This window comes from Leisingera aquimarina DSM 24565 (assembly GCF_000473165.1).
GTDB classification, from domain to species: domain Bacteria; phylum Pseudomonadota; class Alphaproteobacteria; order Rhodobacterales; family Rhodobacteraceae; genus Leisingera; species Leisingera aquimarina.
In genome coordinates, this window is record NZ_KI421504.1 from 1,110,113 (window position 1) to 1,129,333 (window position 19,221).

The window sequence follows — 19,221 nt, forward strand, 5'->3', positions numbered from 1 at the left end:
GGGCGCCTTTTTTTGTTCCCGCTACCGTGTCGGCACCGGCGTTTCCCCGCGATAGTCATAAAAGCCGCGCTGTGTCTTGCGGCCCAGCCAGCCGGCCTCGACATATTTGGTCAGCAGCGGGCAGGGGCGGTATTTGGTGTCCGCCAGCCCGTCATGCAGCACGTTCATGATTGCCAGGCAGGTGTCCAGACCGATGAAATCCGCCAGTTCCAGCGGCCCCATCGGGTGATTGGCGCCAAGTTTCATCGACTCATCGATCGATTTGACCGAACCGACGCCCTCATACAGCGTATAAACCGCCTCGTTGATCATCGGCATCAGAATGCGGTTGACGATGAAGGCCGGGAAATCTTCAGCACTTGCAGAGGTCTTGCCCAGGCGGGCCACGACTTCCTGGCAGGCAGTGAATGTCGGTTCATCCGTGGCAATGCCGCGGATCAGCTCAACCAGCTGCATCACCGGCACCGGGTTCATGAAATGGAACCCCATAAAGCGTTCCGGACGGTCGGTGCGGCTAGCAAGCCGGGTGATCGAGATTGACGAGGTGTTGGACGTCAGGATCGTGTGCGGCAGAAGATGCGGCAGCAGATCATCAAAGATCGCCTGTTTGACGGTTTCCCGTTCGGTGGCCGCTTCGATGACAAGGTCGGTTGCGCCGACATCTGCAAGCGTCAGTGAGGGGGTAACGCGGGCTAATGCAGCCTTTACGTCTGCATCCGAAATCTTTCCCTTGCTTGCCTGGCGCTCCATGTTCTTGTGAATGAGGCTCAGGGCACTGTCCAGCGCCGGCTGGCTGACATCATTCAGCACGACCTCGTACCCGGCAAGCGCCAGAACATGGGCAATGCCATTGCCCATCTGCCCGGCGCCGATCACTCCAACCTTCTGAATTTCCATGCCTCAGGCTCCTGAAATATCTGCGGCAACCTTACTGGCGGGCGAAGGGCGGGCACAAGGGCAGCAGGGACTGATTTGAGGCAAATTCTCACTTTAGGGAATTTGCAATGCTTGCGTGGCAAGGTGAGTCTCGGGTGAAAAATTGGTGGTGAAATGAGCTATGAACTCAAAAGCGCGGGGGTGCTTTCGGGGGAACCATGCAGATATGGGCATTCCAGGCTGTTGGTCCGGGGCCCACAGCGGTCCCTGGATAAACCCTATGTTGCCTTTCTTGGTGGAACCGAAGTTTACGGGCGATTCGTTGAATTTCCCTTTGTCGACTCTCTGCAAACCCAGCTTGGATTGGATTGCATCAACCTAGGCAGTGTGAACGCCGGGCTGGACAGTTTTGTGCAGGATGATTCCCTGATCAATATCGCCAGACAGGCGAATGTATCCGTGGTGCAGATGCTGGGTGCGCAAAACATCTCAAACCCCTATTACCGGGTGCACCCGCGCCGCAACGACCGGTTTCTGCAGGCCCACGCGGCCCTTAAGACGCTCTATCCCGAAGTGGATTTTACGGAGTTTCATTTCAACAAGCATCTGCTTTGCACCCTGCGAGAAATCTCCGGCCAGCGGTTTGAGCAAGTGCAGGAGCAACTGCAACGCAGTTGGATAGAGCGGATGAGCGACCTGGTCGAGGCGCTTAGTGGCCGTGTTCTGCTGCTATGGCTCCGCTATGAATTGGACGCCGAAGCCGGGTTCCCAGAAGAGCCGGTCCTGGTAGACCGTTCCATGGCCGATGCCTTGCGCCCCAAGGTTCAGGGGGTGCTGGAGTTCAGAACTTCTTCGGCGGCAGTGGCACAGGACATCGCCGGCATGATCTTTGGCCAGATGGAATTGCCCGCCGCCCGCCACATGATTGGGCCGAAGGAACATCTGCGGATTGCCGATGCGCTGGCTGACCGTCTGTCGCCGCTGGTCAAGTAGTAAGAACGCCTTTGGTGAAGGAAGCAAAAGGCCCGCCGGATGGCGGGCCTTTCCTGATTTGTCAGCTGTCGAGCCAGGCTTAGCCCAGCTTTTCGGTCAAGGCCGGGACGGCTTCGAACAGGTCGGCAACCAAGCCAAAGTCCGCAACCTGGAAGATCGGTGCTTCTTCGTCCTTGTTGATCGCCACGATGACCTTGGAGTCCTTCATGCCGGCCAGGTGCTGAATGGCGCCGGAGATGCCGATGGCGACATACAGGTCCGGAGCAACAACCTTGCCGGTCTGACCGACCTGCCAGTCGTTCGGGGCGTAGCCCGAGTCGACCGCGGCGCGCGATGCGCCAACAGCGGCACCCAGCTTGTCGGCCAGGCCTTCGATCAGTTTGAAGTCTTCCTCAGAACCAACGCCGCGGCCGCCGGAGACAACGATACCGGCCGAGGTCAGCTCGGGACGGTCGCTTGCGGCAACCTTGTCTTCAACCCACTCGGACAGGCCCGGGTTTGCGGCAGCCGAGATGGTCTCAACCGAAGCCGAACCGCCTTCGCCAGCTGCGTCAAAGGACGCGGTGCGGATCGAGACGACTTTCTTGGCGTCGTTCGACTTAACGGTCTGGATTGCGTTGCCAGCATAGATCGGGCGCTCGAAGGTGTTGCCGTCGACAACGCCGGAAACGTCCGAGATCACCATCACGTCCAGCAGCGCGGCAACGCGCGGCAGAACGTTCTTGGCGTCGGTGGTGGCGGGCGCAACGATGTGCTCGAAATCAGACGCCAGACCTGCGATCAGTGCTGCGGTCGGCTCCGCCAGGCGGTGGCCCAGCGATGCGTCTTCGGCAACCAGAACCTTGGCAACGCCTGCGATCTTGGCAGCTTCTTCGCCAGCCGCAGCAGCGGAGGCGCCAGCGGCCAGAACGGTCACGTCGCCCAGCGATGCAGCTGCGGCCACGGCTTTTGCGGTTGCGTCCAGCGCCAGGGCGCCGTCGGTCACTTCAGCAAGGAGAAGAACAGCCATTACACAGCCCCCGCTTCTTTGAGTTTCTCAACCAGCTCGTCGACGGAACCAACCACGATGCCTGCAGCGCGGGCGGCCGGCTCTTCGGTCTTGACGATTTCCAGGCGCGGCGTGACGTCGACGCCGTAATCGGCGGCGGTTTTCTCGGCCAGCGGCTTTTTCTTCGCCTTCATGATGTTCGGCAGCGACGCATAGCGCGGCTCGTTCAGGCGCAGGTCCACGGTGATGATGGCGGGCATCTTCACGGAGATGGTCTGCAGGCCGCCGTCGACCTCACGGGTCACCTTGGCATTGTCGCCTTCGATGTCCAGTTCGGAGGCAAACGTGCCCTGGGACCAGCCCAGAAGCGCCGACAGCATCTGGCCGGTTGCGTTCATGTCGTTGTCGATTGCCTGCTTGCCGCAGAGCACGACGCCCGGCTGCTCTTCCTCGACCACTTTGGCCAGGATTTTCGCAACGGCCAGCGGCTCGATGTCGGTGTGCACGTCATCGGCAGCAACCACCAGGATGGCGCGGTCTGCACCCATGGCCAGCGCGGTGCGCAGGGTTTCCTGGGCCTGCTTCACGCCGATCGAAACTGCAACCACCTCGTCAGCCTTGCCGGCTTCTTTCAGGCGGATGGCTTCTTCGACGGCGATTTCGTCGAAGGGGTTCATCGACATTTTCACGTTGGCGAGATCGACACCGCTGCCGTCCGCTTTGACGCGGACCTTCACGTTGTAGTCAATCACGCGTTTGACAGGCACGAGTACCTTCATTTTGCGTTCTCTCCTTAACAAACGGCAAGCCGCCCCAAGGCGACTCCCCTCTATGCTCTCGCAGCGTTGATACCGGCTGGTGTGCGCCTGCAACAGGGCAAAATCGTCACGTTAGCGCACGCCGACGTCGCGTTTGCTCATTTGGAACATCATTTTTGTAAGAATGTTTCCGGTGGGAAATCCGCCTGCCGGGTTGGCGCTGCCGCGGGCATGCAAATGACGCGTTGCCCGCGGGATTGGCCGAAAACCGGCATGAAATCGCGAATCAAGCCGGAAGCTGGGGGAATCAGCGGTTGGCGCCCGGAACCCACAAAACGTCGTCCTTGCCGCCGTTGTTGGCAACGCGGGCGGCGACAAAGAACCAGTCCGACAGGCGGTTCAGGTATTTCACTGCTGCCGGGTTCACGTCCTCACCGGTGCTGAGGTCGGTGGCCAGCCGTTCGGCGCGACGCGCCACGGTGCGGCAGACATGCAAATGTGCTGCCAGTTTCGAGCCGCCCGGCAGGATGAAACTGCGCAGCGCTTCCAGATCCTTGTTCATCACGTCAATCTCGGCTTCCAGCCGCTCGACCTGAGCGACGGCAACCCGCAGCGGCGGATATTCGGCATCCGCGTCCTTGGCCATCTCCGGGCGGCATAGATCGGCACCCAGGTCGAACAGATCGTTCTGAATGCGCGCCAGTGCGGCGTCCATTTCACCGTCTGCTTCCAGCCGGGCCACGCCGACAAAGGAATTCAGCTCATCCGAAGTGCCATAAGCGTTGACCCGGGCCGAATGCTTGGCCACGCGGTCGCCGTTGCCCAGGGCGGTTTCACCCTTGTCGCCGGTGCGGGTGTAGATTTTGTTCAAAACGACCATTGCCAGTTATCCTCCCTGGTTGCGCAGGTAGACGTAGGACAGCAGCAGCACCACTGCAATGAATTGAAACAGGATGCGCAGCCGCATCATCTTGTTTGCATTCTTGCGGTTGAACTCGCCGCCCTTGCCAAAGCCGCCGATGCCGACGACCAGGGCCACAACCACGGCGGCAACGGCTGCCAGTCCCAGATAATACAGCGGATCGCTCATCTTGTCCCCCAAAGGCGCATCAATTCTGTTGCCTTCCTCTATCCTGCGTCAGCTCTGTTGGCGACTGCGAATCCGCTATCCGAGCTTCACCAGGATGCGGTCTATTGCCCGTGTGCTGAGGATCCGGCGCAGAAAACCGGCGATATGGGTAGGGGTGGTGACGTAATAGCGTTCGCGCGGACGGCGGGATTCGCAGGCATGTGCCAGCTTGGCAGTCACGGCAGAGGCCGGCAGTTCGAACCGGTCAGGTCCATTGCTTTCATACAGCCGCTTCAGCAGCCGGGATTCATAAAGCTCCCGCAGCGGCGACGCCTTCCAGTCGATGAAGCGTTCGAAATGCGGGATCGACTTCTCGCGAATCTTCGACGTGACCGGCCCCGGCTCGATCAGCACCATATGGATCCCGGTGCCTCGCAGCTCTACCCGCAGCGTGTCGGTCAGCCCTTCCAGCGCGTATTTCGTTGCCACATAGGCGCCGCGCCAGGGGAAGGTGACAAATCCCAGGATCGAGGAATTCTGCACGATCCGCCCATGTCCCTGCTTGCGCATCACCGGAATCACCTGCCGTGTCAGCTCGTGCCAGCCAAAGAAATTGGCCTCAAAAATTGTCCGCAGGGCGTCGGTCGGCAGATCCTCCACCGCACCGGGCAGCCCGTGGGCGCCGTTGTTGAACAGCGCATCCAGCGTGCCGTCTGTGGCCGCCAGCACTTCGGCCAGACCGGATGTGATGCTGGCCGGATCCGTGTAGTCAATCCGCGGGCTTTCGAACCCCTCGGCGCGCATCCGGTCGCAGTCCCGCTGCTGGCGGCAGGAGGCAAACACCCGCCAGCCGCGTTCCCGCATGCCGCGCGCCGCATCCAGGCCGATTCCTGAGGAACAGCCGGTAATCAGAATGGTTTTCTTCATGTGAACGCCTCTTGCCCCGGAATCCTCCGCAGCAGTTATGGGCGTTTCTTGCTCACCAGGGAAGCGGCAATCCAGCCGGTAATGCCCTTGTCCGGAGCGCGAAGATGCAGCCAGCCGGTGCCGCCGTCCTCAATCACGATGACCTCGTCACCGCCCAAAAGACGGGTGATGACCGGATAGGATGTGCCTGGCCCCTGGCGCATATTCACGCGTGAGGCACGGATGCTGCGGCGGTCCGGGAATGTCGCTGATGCGGGCTGTGTGACGGGGGCCGCAACAGCCGCGGCGGGCGCAGCGGTGATGGCTGCAAGGCCGCCATCAAGCGATGCCAGCTGCAATGCGCCCGGTGCAGGTTCGCCTGAGAAGGCAGCCTGGGTTGAGGTAAGCACACCGGATGCGCTGGCCAGATGCTCTGCTGCCACACGCTGGCGCAGTTCCGGATCTGCGGCCGGACGGGCCGGGGTTTGAACCTGCGCCCGCTGTGTCAGGACGGGCCGGGTGGCGAGTGACGCGGCTGTGATTCTATCCCGTTCAGCCTGTTGGCCTATAGATTCGGCCTCTGCCGCTGCAGCGGGCCGTTTCGGCGGCTCAAAATCCGCTCCTCCGCTCAACTCGTAAAAGCCCCATCCAAGAAAGGCGAATGATACCATAGCAAATCGCGACATAATCCGGTCCCCCCAGACCAACAGACGGCAGCTGCACTTTATTGCATGAATTTGGAAACAAACGCGCGGCGCGGCTGCCTGGTTCCAATTTAACTAGTGCAAGTTAAGGCGCAGGAAACAGGGGAGAGTCAGCTGTCTTCTCCCCCGAACTGCGCAGTGGCGTGCGAATTTCGCGCGCGCCCGCTTTACCAATTCCGGCAGCGGCAGTATCACCGATTCATGACCGATCTGGTAGAAGACCCCGACATGCCGTCCGCCCCCGAACAAGGCGAAATCCTGGAACCGCTGCGCCGCGCCATTGGCGAGCGCTATTTGACCTATGCGCTCAGCACCATCATGCACCGGGCGCTGCCCGATGCGCGTGACGGGCTCAAGCCGGTGCACCGGCGGATCCTTTATGCGATGAACCGCCTGCGGCTCAGTTCGTCCGGCGGCTTTTTGAAATCGGCCAAGATTTCCGGCGACACCATGGGCGACTTCCACCCCCATGGCGACGCCGCGATTTATGACGCGATGGCGCGGCTGGCGCAGGACTTCAACGTCCGCTATCCGCTGGTCGACGGCCAGGGCAACTTCGGCAACATCGACGGCGACAACCCGGCGGCGTCCCGCTACACCGAGGCGCGGATGACCTTCGTCGCTGAGGCGATGCTCGAAGGCCTGAACGAAGACTCGGTCGATTTTCGCGACAATTATGATGGCCGTCTGACCGAACCGGCAGTGCTGCCCGCGACCTTCCCGAACATCCTCGCCAATGGCGCGGCCGGCATTGCGGTGGGCATGGCCACCAATATTCCGCCGCACAATATTGCCGAGCTGATCGACGCCTGCCTGCATCTGATCAAAATCCCGGATGCCCGCGACGATACCCTGCTGAACTACGTGCCCGGTCCGGACTTCCCCACCGGCGGCGTCATTGTCGAACCCAAGGAAAACATCGCCAAGGCCTACAGCACCGGCCGTGGCTCTTTCCGTCTGCGCTGCACCCATGAGGTCGAGGACCTGGGCCGTGGCCAGTGGCAGATCGTCGTCACCGAAATTCCCTATCAGGTTCAGAAGTCCAAGCTGATCGAGAAGATCGCCGAGCTGATCCAGACCAAAAAGGTTCCGATCCTCGCCGATGTGCGCGACGAATCGGCGGACGACATCCGCATCATCCTGGAGCCCAAGTCCAAGAACGTGGACCCCGAGGTTCTGATGAACATGATGTTCCGCAACTCGGACTTGGAAATCCGATTCAGCCTGAACATGAACGTGCTGATCGATGGTGTGACCCCCAAGGTCTGCTCGATGAAGGAAGTGCTGCGCGCCTTCCTCGACCACCGCCGCGACGTGCTGCAGCGCCGGTCCCGGCACCGGATGGAAAAGATCGACCACCGGCTGGAGGTGCTCGAAGGCTTCATCATCGCTTTCCTGAACCTCGACCGTGTGATCGACATCATTCGCTATGACGAGGACCCCAAGGCCGCGCTGATCCGCGAGGATTGGAGCAAAGACCACCCCCGCGCCTTTACCGAGGCCGAATACATCACCCCGGCCCCTGGCACAGGCGAGCTGACAGAGGTTCAGGCCGAGGCCATCCTCAACATGCGCCTGCGGTCGTTGCGCAAGCTTGAGGAAATTGAGCTGGTCCGCGAACGCGACGCCCTGCGCGCCGAACGTGCCGGGCTGGTCGAACTCCTGGGCTCTGAAGAACTGCAGTGGACCCGCATCTCCGAACAGCTGAAGGAGACCAAAAAGCAGTTCGGCAAGGACTACGCCGGCGGCGCCCGCCGCACCCGCTTTGCCGAGGCGGGCGAGGTCGAGGACGTGCCGCTGGAAGCGATGATCGACAAGGAGCCGATCACCGTTGTCTGCTCGCAGATGGGTTGGATCCGGGCGATGACCGGCCATATCGACCTGAACCGAGAATTGAAGTTCAAAGACGGCGACGGGCCGCGCTTTGTCTTCCATGCGGAAACCACCGACCGGCTCTTGGTGTTCGGTTCCAATGGCCGTTTTTACACGCTGTCGGCGGCGAATCTCCCTGGCGGCCGCGGAATGGGCGAACCGCTGCGCCTGATGGTCGACCTGCCGAACGAGGCAGAGATTGTCGACCTGCTGATCCATAACCCCGAGGGACGGCTGCTTGTTGCATCCGATGCGGGTAACGGCTTCATCTGCGCTGAAAAGGAAATCGTTGCACAGACCCGCAGCGGCAAGCAGGTGCTGAACGTCAAGGACGACGACCACGCCAAGATCTGTATCCCGGTCGACGGCGATCACGTCGCCATTGTCTCGGAAAACGGCAAGTTCCTGGTCTTCGCGGTCGAGGAAATGCCGGAACTCACCCGCGGCAAGGGCGTACGCCTGCAGAAATACAACATGGCCCGTGGCAAGCAGGGTTCGCTGGAACTGGACGGCGGCCTTAGCGACATCACCACCTTCAATTGGGATGATGGGCTCAAGTGGGAAATGGGCGGCGGCAAGACCCGGCATGAGGCCGACCTCACCCAGTGGCTGGGAAAACGGGCCGGGGTTGGCAAACGCCCGCCGCACGGTTTCCCGCGCGATTACAAGTTCAAGTAAGGCGGCAGAAACCTGCTGCCCGCCTGTGCCCCCCGCGCCACCTGCGCGGGGGTTGCTGTTTCCAGGCCTTTACCCGCCGCACTGCGCCCGGCTATCTGAGCGGGATCGAATTTCCTTGGGGGGCGTCCATGATCCGCATTCTTTCCATTCTGGCCACGATGGCCTTGCTCGCTGCCTGCGGTGAAACCCGGTTGGACGAAGCGCCCGAGGACCTCGGCGCCTTTCAGGCTCGGGTAACGCATGTCTACACCGAAAAGGCGCTGCAATGGCCGCTGTCGCGCGACGCCGAACACAGCGAATGGGATGCGGCGATGAAGAACGCCCTGGAAACCCGCCTGCGCCGCTATCAGGGGGCGCAGGAGTATGATGTGGCAGTAACGCTGGAAGGTTTCATGCTGGCACCGCCTGGTGTGCCGGTTCTGTTTTCACCCAAAAGCGCGGTGGTGGTGAATGTCTTTGTCTATGACGTCGCGGAAAAGAAATTCCTGGCCAAGAAGCACCAGATGGAGATCTTTGAAAGCACCACTGGCGAAAGCGCGCTGCTGGGATCCGGCCATGCCCGCACCAAAGAGCAGCAAATCCAGGGCTTGGCAGTCAATATTGCCGACAAGGTCGAAGAATGGATGGCAAAACAGCATGAGGCCGAGGGCTGGTTTGCGCCGCGCCCGGCGGCGGGGTTCAGCAGCGGAGCTGCTGCGGATGCCGCTGTGCCCGCGCCAGCCGGCTGAGCCTCGCGAATTCCGCCTCCGTCAAGCAAGAACGGGTTGATTTTTCCGCTCAAACCAAATAACCCGCCCGCGCAGAGGTAACCGGGTCAATGCATGACCCCTGTTTCAAAAGGGCGCCTAAGGAATGGCTAAGGAAAAGTTTGAGCGTACAAAACCGCACGTCAACATCGGCACCATCGGCCACGTTGACCACGGCAAAACCACGCTGACCGCAGCAATCACCAAATACTTCGGTGACTTCAAAGCCTACGACCAGATCGACGGCGCACCGGAAGAAAAAGCCCGCGGCATCACCATCTCGACCGCCCACGTCGAGTATGAGACCGAGACCCGCCACTACGCCCACGTCGACTGCCCCGGCCACGCTGACTATGTGAAGAACATGATCACCGGCGCGGCGCAGATGGACGGCGCGATCCTGGTTGTGAACGCAGCTGACGGCCCGATGCCGCAGACCCGCGAGCACATCCTGCTGGGCCGCCAGGTTGGCATCCCGCACATGGTTGTCTTCATGAACAAGGTTGACCAGGTCGACGACGAAGAGCTCCTGGAGCTGGTCGAAATGGAAATCCGCGAGCTGCTGTCCTCCTACGACTACCCGGGCGACGATATCCCGATCATCGCGGGTTCGGCTCTGGCCGCAATGGAAGGCAACAAGCCTGAAATCGGCGAAGAGAAGATCAAAGAGCTGATGGCGGCTGTGGATGAGTACATCCCGACCCCGGCGCGTGCGGTTGACCAGCCGTTCCTGATGCCGGTCGAAGACGTGTTCTCGATCTCGGGCCGCGGCACCGTTGTGACCGGCCGGGTTGAGCGCGGCGTGATCAACGTTGGCGACGCGATCGAAATCGTTGGCATCCGCGACACCAAAACCACCACCTGCACCGGTGTTGAAATGTTCCGCAAGCTGCTGGACCGCGGTGAAGCCGGCGACAACATCGGCGCCCTGCTGCGCGGCATCGACCGTGACGGTGTTGAGCGCGGCCAGGTTCTGTGCGCCCCGAAATCGGTGAACCCGCACACCAAGTTCGAAGCCGAAGCCTATATCCTGACCAAGGAAGAAGGCGGCCGTCACACGCCGTTCTTTGCGAACTACCGTCCGCAGTTCTACTTCCGCACCACCGACGTGACCGGCACCGTGACCCTGCCGGAAGGCACCGAGATGGTGATGCCGGGCGACAACCTGAAGTTCGACGTTGAACTGATCGCCCCGATCGCGATGGAAAACGGCCTGCGTTTCGCCATCCGCGAAGGCGGCCGCACCGTCGGCGCTGGTGTTGTGTCGAAAATCACTGAGTAAGACGGCTTCGCCGTCTGGCGGGCGGCAGATGGTTTTCCGAAGGAAAATCGCCGAGAGCCCGCACCGGTGAGATGATAAGAAGGGCCGCTCGAAAGAGCGGCCCTTTTGCATTGCGGCAACCGGAAACCGGCGCGGTTTCCGGCCCGGAAAAATCGATTTTTCCGAGCCGTTTCCCTAGCAGGGAAACGGTATTCAGGTGGCTTGAGACTGAGGCCGCTCGCCAATCCGTCCAGCGGCGCTGTCTGCCGCAGCAGTGATGGCCTCCAGCGAGGCTTCCAAGCTTAATCGCAAGTTTTCTGCCTCGGCATCGGTTGGCTTTTTCGGAACTTCATCTGTCCACTCCTGGCACATCAGCACACCCCTGGAAAATGGCAGAGGCAGCATTTGCCGGTCCCAGGTTGGCAGCTCAACTACTTTTTTTTCGGCGAACGCGACCGTGAAAACCCTGCAGCCGGTCATCCGGGCCCAGACAACTGGGACGGTTGAGGATATGCGCGCCGGACCGCGCGGCCCGTCGGCGGCGATGCCGATGGAACAGCCGTCCCTGGTGCGGCGCAGCACTTCGCGCGACAGCGCCACATGGCGCTTGTGGCTGGACATCGGGATGGTCTCGAACCCAAGCCGGACCAGGATCTGGCCGGCCAGCCGCCCGGCGCGGGCCGAGGACGTCAGGGCGCAGATGCGGCCCAGCGAAGTATCAAACAGATAAGGTGCCATGATCAGCCGCTGGTGCCACAGCACAAAGATCACCGGCTCGCCGCGGCGCACGCAGGCGTCCATGTCCTCGAACCCGCTGCGGGTCCAGCGTGAGGTGCGGAAGGCGAATCGCACATAAGCGGCAAACAGCCCCTCGATAGCGCGGTTGACGCGAGGGCTGTCAGCGATTTTCTTTCTTAGGCTCACGATTGGCGGCTCGTATTTTCGAGTGTCCCGGAGCAAAAGGCCCCAGCATCCGCCTTGTCTTACTGCATGGCTGAGCCGCGGCAAAGCCTGCAACGGCCAAACCGCAGGCCGACACCCGGAAAACCCGTTTTTCCTCTTGCCAGCGCAGCACGTCTGCCTTAGGAAATGCCGCACCGTACAGGGGTATAGCTCAGTTGGTAGAGCGACGGTCTCCAAAACCGTAGGTCTCGGGTTCGAACCCTGATGCCCCTGCCATTTCACCGGATCAGCAGCAGCACAGCAGAATACCTCCGGGAAAGCCCGCCCGCTTGGGCTGCGGGCGCCTTTGCTATGGTTAGGCCAGCGGCAGGTGCTGTGGGGCGGATCCTTGCAAATACCGATCATAGGCGGCGTCATAGGCCTGTTCGATTTGCTGTGCCAGGCGTGCTGGGTCCGGTAAAACCGCGTGCTGGAGGCGGCGTTTCAAGGTTTTGCCGGCCTCCGGATCCTGCGCCAGGCCTGCAGCCTTTGCCTCGTAGTCCACTGCGCTGGCGGCGATCAGTTCCGGCAGCCCGGCGGCCTGCAGCAGGCTTGCGACAGTGCGGGCGGCGAATTGCTGTCCCGGCAAGGTGAGCACCGGCAGCCTGGCTGCCAATGCTGACAGGGCGGCGCTGCGGGCATTCACAGTGAAGGTGTCCAGGAATAAATCTGCCAGCAGCAGGCGGGCCTGGTGTTCCGCCGGCGGGGCAGGCGGTGCAAAGACGAGCCGGTCCGGATCTACACCGCGCACCGCCGCAGCCCGGCGCAGGTTGGACACTGCATGCGCGCCGTTATCCTGCAGCCACAGAACGCTATTCTTGGCCCCGCTCAGCAACCGCATCCAGATGTCGAATTCTGACGGGGTGATCCGGCTGCCTGCAGCAAAGCTGCAGAAAACAAATCCAGTCTCCGGCAGGCCGCAACTGGTCCGGTCCGGGCTTTCCACAGGGGTGGGCTGTGCCGGCGTCACTGCCAGGTGGCTGTCCGGCAGGCGCAGCACGTACTCGTTGTGATAACGTTCGCTGCCGGGCGGGCACACGATGTGATCGCCGATCAGGTAGTCAAAGGCGGCGGTGCCCATGGTGCCGGGGTATCCCGGCCATGCAATGTGCAGCGGTGCCAGCCGCTCGGAAAGCAGTTGGCTCAGGCTGCCGTTTGTATAGCCTGAGACATCCACGGCAATGTCCAGACGGTCTGCTTTGATTGCGGCGGCCGCGTCTTGTCCGGCTGGTCCGCCCAGTTGCTTGAAGCAGGAGACGGTTTGGCTCAATTCGGCAGCGGTTTCTGCTGCAAGTCCTGAGCCGGTGGCATAGGCGTGAATTTCAAACCGGGTGCTATCGTGGGCTGCCAGTATTGCGGCATGCCGGTTTGCAACTGCGTCTCCTTCACTGTCGGCAAAGAAGTATCCAATCCGCAGCCGGGCGGGACGCTCCCGGACGGGAGGGGACGCTTGCAGCTCAAACACCGAAGACGCGTCGCTGGTATAAGCTTGGGCACGTGCCCGAAGCAGATCCGGGTTGTCTTCCATCAGCATCAGCACGCTTGGATCGCAGCCGCTGCCGCGCAAGCCCAGCAGGCGTCGGTAGTCCGCGTATTCCTGCACCCACCGCCAGTCATTGAGCTCCGCCAGAACATGCAGCCGCTGGGTGCGGCTGCGGTCATCGGATGGTGAAATTTGCAGGATCTTGTCAAAACAAGGCAGGGCATCCGCAAAGCGGCCCTCGGCCTTAAGCTGCAGGCCAAGCTGGAAATGCGCTTCGGTCAGCTGCGGATCCAGGCTGGCTGCACGGGTGTAATGCTCTTTGGCTTCAGCGGAGGCGCCCAGCTTCTGGAGCAGGCCGGCCAGTGTGAAATGCAGCGAGGCATCTCCGGGGTCAAGGGAAACGGCCTGACGCAGAACGCCGGCGGCCTCGATGCTGCGTCCTTCGAGCGGCAGGGCTTCGGCCATGCTGCGCAGGGCAGGCAGGCATTCTGCATCCAGCTTCAAGGCTTTCTGATACAGGGCCATGGCGTTGTCATGCTGCCCGCGCGCTATATGGACACGTCCCATCGCGGCATAGGTGCCTGCTTCCTGGGAGTTCAGCCCGCAGGCTTTGTTCAAGCAGGTCGCGGCGTTGTCCAGATGGCCTGCCGCTAGGTGGCAGCGGCCCAGGAAATCCCACAGGAAATGCGACTCGCGGAACGTCTTGAGCAAGGCGCCGCAGCTGTCAGCCGCATCGAAATGGCGGCCGGCGGCAAGCGCTGTCTCCAGTTCCGCTTTGGTGTCCGGCGAGGGCTCCCGCTGTTCGCGCAGGCGGCCGCGCAGGGAACTCAGCGCTTGCAGGGCGCGGGTGTTCTTCGGGTTGCGTGCCAGGATGCCGGAATAGGCAAGCACAGCATCCTCAAGTTTGGAGTCACGTTCAAGCTGTTCGGCCTGGGATAAGGAATATGCGGGTGTCATGGCATCCAATCTCATCAATAAACGCGGGATATGCCTGTACGGCGCGCACAGGGCGCCGGGGCTGCTTGGGACAGTTTTGCAGGAAGTGGATTAAAATTGGATTGACTGGGCGGCCCAGGCCGCTCTGCCGCTGGAGCAGGGCTTGAATTTACCCGCAGCAGGCGTTAAATCGCGACCACTGCTAGCAGAGAGACACCCCCAGTATGGCGACTATCAATCCAGTACAGTTCATTCAGCAAGTCCGCGCCGAAGTGTCCAAGGTCGTTTGGCCGACCCGGCGCGAGGTTCTGCTGACCACGGTCATGGTGTTCATCATGGCGGCGCTTACGGCGGTGTTCTTTGCACTGGTCGATCTGCTGATCCGCTATGGCCTGCAGGGCTTGCTGGGGATGTTCGGCTAAGCCTGCGGCAGTTAGATGGCTTCCAAGCCCGTGTTGCTGTGCCGCCCTTGATCTTGGCGGCAATGGGCGGTAGGTGAGCCGTAACTATTGAGGCGGGCGTGCGGCGATTCGGTTTGCACGCCGCTTTTTGTTGGAGAGCGCAGCTTCAGGGCTGCATCGGGATGATAAAGCGGCGGCGCGGCAATGGCCCGCCCGGCAATACAAGGACGATTGTTCATGGCGAAACGGTGGTATTCGGTCAGCGTTCTTTCGAATTTCGAAAAGAAAATCGCAGAGCAGATCCGCACCTCGGTCGCAGAACAGGGCCTTGAGGACGAGATCGACGAGGTGCTGGTCCCCACCGAAGAGGTGATCGAGATCCGCCGCGGCAAGAAGGTCTCGACCGAGCGCCGGTTCATGCCCGGCTATGTTCTGGTCCACATGGAAATGTCCGACCGCGGTTATCACCTGATTTCTTCGATCAACCGCGTCACCGGCTTTCTCGGCCCGCAGGGCCGCCCGATGCCGATGCGCGACGCCGAGGTGCAGGGCATCCTGGGCCGCGTCGAGGAAGGCGTCGAGGCGCCGCGCACCCTGATCCACTTCGAGATCGGCGAGAAGGTCAAGGTCAACGACGGCCCGTTCGAGGATTTCGACGGCATGGTCGAAGAGGTCGACGAGGACAGCCAGAAGCTCAAGGTCACCGTGTCGATCTTCGGCCGGGAAACCCCGGTGGAGCTGGACTTTACCCAGGTTACCAAACAGGGGTGATAGGGCGGCGGGCCGGTTGCCCACCTTACTCCGCGAAATTCATCGCGCCGCGTTGCATAATGCACCGCGGCGTTTTTTGTTTGGCGGCTGTGCGGAAAGAGCTGTCGTTGACCAAATGCCCGCTTTTTTGTCCGTGCTAAGTCACGCGAATACCAACGGCGCAGTGGGTTTTGCTCAGCTCCTTTCCCTGTCCCTCAAGTGTCGGAAACAAGTGAAGTGCGGTCGATTCAATCCGAGCAATGGGGTTGACGTTTTCTGACAGTGTAAAAAATCCCCTGCCCGAACAGGCACCAGATTGAAGGTCAATGATAGTGTCACAAGCAAGCACAATGCATCAAGGTGCCGACAACACAATAGCTGGGATCGGACTTCTGATCCTCGGTTTGTTTGTGTTTTCCATTCAAGACGCGATCATGAAGTTCTTCAGCGATCAAATGGCTGTCCAAGAGGTCATCTTTGCGCGGGGCGTCGTGACCCTCGCCTTGATCAGCACGGCGCTATACCTCACGCAGGGAACACGCGGGTTTACCACCCGAAGGCCGTTCCTAAATTGTCTGCGCGGGTTCTTTTCATTCATCTGTTTTTCCACGTTTTCAATGGCGCTCGCGGTGCTGCCATTGGCCGACGCAATGCCGCTCTACTACACCGCTCCTCTTTTCGTCGTCATCTTCGCGGGACCGTTTTTGGGCGAAACAGTAGGATTGCGCGTCTGGTTTGCAGTTGTGGCGGGCTTCATCGGCGTGGTTCTCGTTGCTCAACCGAGTGCTGACGGCGTCGAACCCGCGATGGTCCTGGCCATCATTTCCGCGATTGCCTATAGCGCTCAGATCCTTCTGACCAGGCTGCTTGGCTCCTCAGAGAGCGCCTTGAGCATGACGTTTTATCTGACGCTGATGTTTGTACTGTTCAGCGGGTTGACGGGTCTGGTTTTCGGTTCGGGCTGGATGGACCAGTTCGATCACCCGAGCGCGGCCTATCTGTTTCGTGCCTGGAGCGTTCCCAACCTGTTCCAGGCTGGCCTCTTCCTGGCGCTCGGGCTTACGGGCACTATAGGGTTTTACTGCATCAGTCAGGCCTATCGCTATGGTCACGCAAGCCAGATGGCTCCGTTTGAATATAGCTCCCTACCTTTTGCCGTGCTTTGGGGATGGTTGTTTTGGGGCGCGCTGCCAAACGTATCGACGATGCTTGGCAGTGTTCTGATCGTCGGGGGCGGGCTGTTCATCGTGTATTCGGAAATCAGAACTTCGAGGAAACGAGCCACGGGCTGAACACATCCAAATCTTGGTGCAGAATGGGCTCGAAGCGGCCGTTTCTAATTCCACCAGCCCGCCCACTTGCCAACCCCACCATTCCCCTATAAACGCCGCCTATCGTCTTCGGGCGAGATTCTCTCGTGGGAGATGGACGGATCGCGATCCTGAATTCCGACCACGCAACATACATCGGACGGGACGCGTCCCGCCCTTGTTGAAAGGAAAACCAAATGGCTAAGAAGCTCGTCGGCACGATGAAGCTGCAAGTTAAAGCCGGTCAGGCAAACCCAAGCCCGCCGGTCGGTCCGGCGCTGGGTCAGCGCGGCATCAACATCATGGAATTCTGCAAGGCGTTCAACGCCAAGACCGCAGATCTGGAGCCCGGTGCGCCGTGCCCGACCGTGATCACCTACTATCAGGACAAGTCCTTCACCATGGACATCAAGACGCCGCCCGCGTCTTACTACCTGAAGAAGGCTGCCAAGGTGAAGTCGGGTGCAAAAACCCCGTCGCGCGAAACCGTCGGCACCGTGACCGCGGCCCAGGTGAAAGAAATCGCCGAAGCCAAGATGAAAGATCTGAACGCCAACGACATCGACGCGGCAATGCAGATCATCCTGGGCTCTGCCCGCTCCATGGGCATCGAGGTGAAGTAAGATGGCAAAGCTCGGTAAACGTACCCGCGCCGCGCGCGAAGCTCTGGCTGGCAAAGATAACCTGTCGGTTGAAGAAGCTGTTTCCCTGATCAAGGCGAACGCCACTGCGAAATTCGACGAAACCGTCGAAATCGCCATGAGCCTGGGTGTTGACACCCGCCACGCAGACCAGATGGTCCGCGGCGTGGTCGGCCTGCCGAACGGCACCGGCAAAGCCATGCGCGTTGCAGTGTTCGCCCGCGGCCCCAAAGCGGAAGAAGCTCAGGCGGCTGGTGCAGACATCGTCGGCGCCGAAGACCTGATGGAAGCCATCCAGGGCGGCAACATCGATTTCGACCGTTGCATCGCAACCCCGGACATGATGCCCGTCGTTGGCCGTCTGGGTAAGATCCTCGGCCCGCGCAACCTGATGCCGAACCCCAAGGTCGGCACCGTGACCATGGACGTCAAGGCAGCTGTTGAAGCGGCCAAGGGCGGCGAAGTTCAGTTCAAAGCTGAAAAAGGCGGCGTTGTGCATGCAGGCGTCGGCAAAGCCTCCTTTGACGAAGCCAAGCTGGTCGAAAACGTCCGTGCCTTCATCTCGGCCGTGGCCAAGGCCAAGCCGTCGGGCGCAAAAGGCGCATACATGAAGAAGATCAACCTGACCTCGACCATGGGTCCGGGCGTCACGGTTGATGTGGACAACGCTGTTTCCGAGTAATTCGGGCGGCAGTGCCAGAACAAGGGCTCCGGGTGTTGCACCCGGGGCCTTTTTTGTCCGGCGGCGGTGCGCCGCTCAAAAGACCGTGCGTTGCATTTCAACCATGTGTTTACCCTTGCGCCTGATTGCTTGCACTCATAATTGCGGTCTATGGCACTTCGCAGTTTCTTCGCTCAGGGCAGTTCGAGCCTGGTTGTCACGTCGAGCTCCAATGGCTCCATTGTCGGTGATGCGGTCATCAACAATTCGGACACGCCCAACGGAACTGTTTTCGCCTATTCCGGCGGCACCGGAACCGAAGTCACGCTGAATGATACCGGTGGCGGGCGGAACAGATTCAATGATGACCGGGAAGCGGATCACGTCATAACCGATGGCGGCGGCATCGTTGCAGACGGTGTGCAAGTTGAATCCGAGTCGCATATCCTGGTGCGCGAACTCGACGGAAACGGCAACCCTGCCGGGCCGGAGATTACAATCTACGTCTTTTCGCAGGGCGGCCAGACATCCAATGTCTGGGGATTTGCGACGGACCTGCCGCTTGAGGCCGGGAAATCCTATGTAAAGACCGGCGGCCAGAACGCTGGCACGTCGCGCTATTCGGATTATGTCACCTGCTTTGGGGAAGGGACGCAGATTGAGACCGCCGACGGCCAGGTGGCCGTGGAGGATATCACCACGGGGCAGATGGTCTGGACCAAGGATGCCGGGCTGCAGCCGGTGCGCTGGATCTCATCCACGCCGGTTCGCGGCGGCGGGAACTTTGCCCCTGTGGTTTTTGCACCCGGGGCTATTGGGAATGCCGGCGAGCTGGTCCTGTCGCAGCAGCACAGGGTTCACGTAGAATTGCCGGTTGCGGAGATGCTGTTCGGCCAGGCGGATGTCCTGGTGGCTGCAAAACATCTCTGCGGGCTCCCGGGAGTCAGGATCCGCGAGCAGGCTGCAATCCGCTATTTCCATTTCATGTTCGACCGCCATCACATCGTGCGATCCAATGGTGTGCTGACAGAAAGCTTCTTTCTGGCGCCGGGGTCGGTGGCCGCCCTGGATGCGGCGCAGCGCGTTGAGCTGCTGTTGCTTTTTCCGTCTCTTGGCCCGGACGGCAGCCGGTTCGGCGGGACTGCGGCGATGACGCTGACCTCAGGCGAGGCGCGTGTGCTGAGGGGCTGTCTGGAAACCCGTGGCGGACAGTCCTGTTCTGCGGCGCGCTGAATTTGCCTGAGGC

19 protein-coding genes and 1 tRNA gene are annotated in these 19,221 nt (G+C 60.9%); 11 read left to right on the plus strand and 9 right to left on the minus strand.

Annotated elements, in window-relative coordinates; all coding sequences use genetic code 11:
* Positions 1 to 21: 21 nt before the first annotated feature.
* On the minus strand, positions 22 to 897 hold the full coding sequence (locus AQUI_RS0109510; protein ID WP_027257314.1) for a 3-hydroxybutyryl-CoA dehydrogenase: 876 nt from the start codon (positions 895 to 897) through the stop codon (positions 22 to 24).
* Between the two features lie 153 nt (positions 898 to 1,050).
* On the opposite strand from AQUI_RS0109510, the gene AQUI_RS0109515 reads away from it, so the two are divergent.
* Complete coding sequence (locus AQUI_RS0109515; protein ID WP_027257315.1) at positions 1,051 to 1,869, plus strand: DUF6473 family protein; 819 nt, start codon at positions 1,051 to 1,053, stop codon at positions 1,867 to 1,869.
* Between the two features lie 79 nt (positions 1,870 to 1,948).
* Here AQUI_RS0109515 and AQUI_RS0109520 read toward each other — a convergent pair whose 3' ends face one another.
* The 6 genes from AQUI_RS0109520 to AQUI_RS0109550 all read right to left on the minus strand — a co-directional run bounded on the left by AQUI_RS0109520 (position 1,949) and on the right by AQUI_RS0109550 (position 6,276).
* On the minus strand, positions 1,949 to 2,878 hold the full coding sequence (locus tag AQUI_RS0109520; protein ID WP_027257316.1) for an electron transfer flavoprotein subunit alpha/FixB family protein: 930 nt from the start codon (positions 2,876 to 2,878) through the stop codon (positions 1,949 to 1,951).
* Positions 2,878 to 3,636 (minus strand): electron transfer flavoprotein subunit beta/FixA family protein, encoded by a 759-nt coding sequence (locus tag AQUI_RS0109525; RefSeq protein WP_027257317.1) that lies wholly within the window; start codon positions 3,634 to 3,636, stop codon positions 2,878 to 2,880. The genes AQUI_RS0109520 and AQUI_RS0109525 overlap by 1 nt, the downstream gene beginning before the upstream one ends.
* A 286-nt stretch (positions 3,637 to 3,922) precedes the next feature.
* Entirely contained in the window at positions 3,923 to 4,495 is a 573-nt protein-coding gene (locus AQUI_RS0109535; protein ID WP_027257318.1) for a cob(I)yrinic acid a,c-diamide adenosyltransferase, read from the minus strand.
* A gap of 6 nt (positions 4,496 to 4,501) precedes the next feature.
* Entirely contained in the window at positions 4,502 to 4,705 is a 204-nt protein-coding gene (locus AQUI_RS0109540; protein WP_027257319.1) for a twin transmembrane helix small protein, read from the minus strand.
* Between the two features lie 75 nt (positions 4,706 to 4,780).
* Positions 4,781 to 5,611 carry an SDR family NAD(P)-dependent oxidoreductase gene (locus AQUI_RS0109545; RefSeq protein ID WP_027257320.1) on the minus strand — a complete coding sequence of 277 codons (831 nt, stop codon included), beginning with the start codon at positions 5,609 to 5,611 and terminating at the stop codon, positions 4,781 to 4,783.
* Positions 5,612 to 5,646: 35 nt separating this feature from the next.
* On the minus strand, positions 5,647 to 6,276 hold the full coding sequence (locus tag AQUI_RS0109550) for an SH3 domain-containing protein (protein ID WP_027257321.1): 630 nt from the start codon (positions 6,274 to 6,276) through the stop codon (positions 5,647 to 5,649).
* 219 nt (positions 6,277 to 6,495) lie between these two features.
* On the opposite strand from AQUI_RS0109550, the gene AQUI_RS0109555 reads away from it, so the two are divergent.
* From AQUI_RS0109555 to tuf, 3 genes are all read left to right on the plus strand, one after another.
* Entirely contained in the window at positions 6,496 to 8,844 is a 2,349-nt protein-coding gene (locus tag AQUI_RS0109555; RefSeq protein WP_027257322.1) for a DNA topoisomerase IV subunit A, read from the plus strand.
* A gap of 128 nt (positions 8,845 to 8,972) precedes the next feature.
* On the plus strand, positions 8,973 to 9,572 hold the full coding sequence (locus AQUI_RS0109560) for a hypothetical protein (protein WP_027257323.1): 600 nt from the start codon (positions 8,973 to 8,975) through the stop codon (positions 9,570 to 9,572).
* Positions 9,573 to 9,696: 124 nt separating this feature from the next.
* On the plus strand, positions 9,697 to 10,872 hold the full coding sequence (gene tuf, locus AQUI_RS0109565) for an elongation factor Tu (protein ID WP_027257324.1): 1,176 nt from the start codon (positions 9,697 to 9,699) through the stop codon (positions 10,870 to 10,872).
* Between the two features lie 192 nt (positions 10,873 to 11,064).
* Here tuf and AQUI_RS0109570 read toward each other — a convergent pair whose 3' ends face one another.
* Positions 11,065 to 11,775, minus strand: a complete 711-nt coding sequence (locus AQUI_RS0109570; RefSeq protein ID WP_035919883.1) for a lysophospholipid acyltransferase family protein — start codon at positions 11,773 to 11,775, stop codon at positions 11,065 to 11,067.
* A 179-nt stretch (positions 11,776 to 11,954) separates the two neighbouring features.
* Between AQUI_RS0109570 and AQUI_RS0109575 the strand changes: the two genes are divergently transcribed.
* Positions 11,955 to 12,030: transfer RNA gene (locus AQUI_RS0109575), tRNA-Trp, on the plus strand.
* Between the two features lie 79 nt (positions 12,031 to 12,109).
* Here AQUI_RS0109575 and AQUI_RS0109580 read toward each other — a convergent pair.
* The gene (locus AQUI_RS0109580) at positions 12,110 to 14,233 is read right to left on the minus strand and encodes an O-linked N-acetylglucosamine transferase, SPINDLY family protein (protein WP_027257326.1); all 2,124 of its coding nucleotides are present in this window, start codon (positions 14,231 to 14,233) and stop codon (positions 12,110 to 12,112) included.
* A 203-nt stretch (positions 14,234 to 14,436) separates the two neighbouring features.
* Here AQUI_RS0109580 and secE point away from each other — a divergent pair, with 203 nt between their 5' ends.
* The 6 genes from secE to AQUI_RS29220 all read left to right on the plus strand — a co-directional run bounded on the left by secE (position 14,437) and on the right by AQUI_RS29220 (position 19,208).
* Positions 14,437 to 14,634 carry a preprotein translocase subunit SecE gene (gene secE / locus AQUI_RS0109585; protein WP_027257327.1) on the plus strand — a complete coding sequence of 66 codons (198 nt, stop codon included), beginning with the start codon at positions 14,437 to 14,439 and terminating at the stop codon, positions 14,632 to 14,634.
* A gap of 216 nt (positions 14,635 to 14,850) precedes the next feature.
* The gene (nusG, locus tag AQUI_RS0109590; RefSeq protein WP_027257328.1) at positions 14,851 to 15,384 is read left to right on the plus strand and encodes a transcription termination/antitermination protein NusG; all 534 of its coding nucleotides are present in this window, start codon (positions 14,851 to 14,853) and stop codon (positions 15,382 to 15,384) included.
* A gap of 329 nt (positions 15,385 to 15,713) precedes the next feature.
* Positions 15,714 to 16,655 (plus strand): DMT family transporter, encoded by a 942-nt coding sequence (locus AQUI_RS0109595; protein WP_027257329.1) that lies wholly within the window; start codon positions 15,714 to 15,716, stop codon positions 16,653 to 16,655.
* A 215-nt stretch (positions 16,656 to 16,870) separates the two neighbouring features.
* Entirely contained in the window at positions 16,871 to 17,296 is a 426-nt protein-coding gene (gene rplK, locus AQUI_RS0109600) for a 50S ribosomal protein L11 (protein ID WP_027257330.1), read from the plus strand.
* 1 nt (position 17,297) lies between these two features.
* Positions 17,298 to 17,996, plus strand: coding sequence for a 50S ribosomal protein L1 (gene rplA, locus AQUI_RS0109605; RefSeq protein WP_027257331.1), 699 nt, complete (start codon positions 17,298 to 17,300; stop codon positions 17,994 to 17,996).
* 150 nt (positions 17,997 to 18,146) lie between these two features.
* A complete protein-coding gene (locus tag AQUI_RS29220) occupies positions 18,147 to 19,208 on the plus strand; it encodes a Hint domain-containing protein (protein WP_051371862.1) in 1,062 nt (353 codons plus the stop codon).
* Positions 19,209 to 19,221: the final 13 nt, after the last annotated feature.

Bases quoted from the DNA above. Each gene is read 5' to 3' on its own strand.
- AQUI_RS0109580 (WP_027257326.1), bottom strand. From the start codon at position 14,233: ATGACACCCGCATATTCCTTATCCCAGGCCGAACAGCTTGAACGTGAC.
- AQUI_RS0109525 (WP_027257317.1), bottom strand. From the start codon at position 3,636: ATGAAGGTACTCGTGCCTGTCAAACGCGTGATTGACTACAACGTGAAG.
- AQUI_RS0109560 (WP_027257323.1), top strand. From the start codon at position 8,973: ATGATCCGCATTCTTTCCATTCTGGCCACGATGGCCTTGCTCGCTGCC.
- AQUI_RS0109550 (WP_027257321.1), bottom strand. From the start codon at position 6,276: ATGTCGCGATTTGCTATGGTATCATTCGCCTTTCTTGGATGGGGCTTT.
- rplK (WP_027257330.1), top strand. From the start codon at position 16,871: ATGGCTAAGAAGCTCGTCGGCACGATGAAGCTGCAAGTTAAAGCCGGT.
- AQUI_RS0109515 (WP_027257315.1), top strand. From the start codon at position 1,051: ATGAGCTATGAACTCAAAAGCGCGGGGGTGCTTTCGGGGGAACCATGC.
- AQUI_RS0109545 (WP_027257320.1), bottom strand. From the start codon at position 5,611: ATGAAGAAAACCATTCTGATTACCGGCTGTTCCTCAGGAATCGGCCTG.
- AQUI_RS0109555 (WP_027257322.1), top strand. From the start codon at position 6,496: ATGACCGATCTGGTAGAAGACCCCGACATGCCGTCCGCCCCCGAACAA.
- AQUI_RS0109540 (WP_027257319.1), bottom strand. From the start codon at position 4,705: ATGAGCGATCCGCTGTATTATCTGGGACTGGCAGCCGTTGCCGCCGTG.
- AQUI_RS29220 (WP_051371862.1), top strand. From the start codon at position 18,147: ATGGCACTTCGCAGTTTCTTCGCTCAGGGCAGTTCGAGCCTGGTTGTC.
- AQUI_RS0109510 (WP_027257314.1), bottom strand. From the start codon at position 897: ATGGAAATTCAGAAGGTTGGAGTGATCGGCGCCGGGCAGATGGGCAAT.
- AQUI_RS0109595 (WP_027257329.1), top strand. From the start codon at position 15,714: ATGCATCAAGGTGCCGACAACACAATAGCTGGGATCGGACTTCTGATC.
- tuf (WP_027257324.1), top strand. From the start codon at position 9,697: ATGGCTAAGGAAAAGTTTGAGCGTACAAAACCGCACGTCAACATCGGC.
- rplA (WP_027257331.1), top strand. From the start codon at position 17,298: ATGGCAAAGCTCGGTAAACGTACCCGCGCCGCGCGCGAAGCTCTGGCT.
- AQUI_RS0109535 (WP_027257318.1), bottom strand. From the start codon at position 4,495: ATGGTCGTTTTGAACAAAATCTACACCCGCACCGGCGACAAGGGTGAA.
- nusG (WP_027257328.1), top strand. From the start codon at position 14,851: ATGGCGAAACGGTGGTATTCGGTCAGCGTTCTTTCGAATTTCGAAAAG.
- AQUI_RS0109520 (WP_027257316.1), bottom strand. From the start codon at position 2,878: ATGGCTGTTCTTCTCCTTGCTGAAGTGACCGACGGCGCCCTGGCGCTG.
- secE (WP_027257327.1), top strand. From the start codon at position 14,437: ATGGCGACTATCAATCCAGTACAGTTCATTCAGCAAGTCCGCGCCGAA.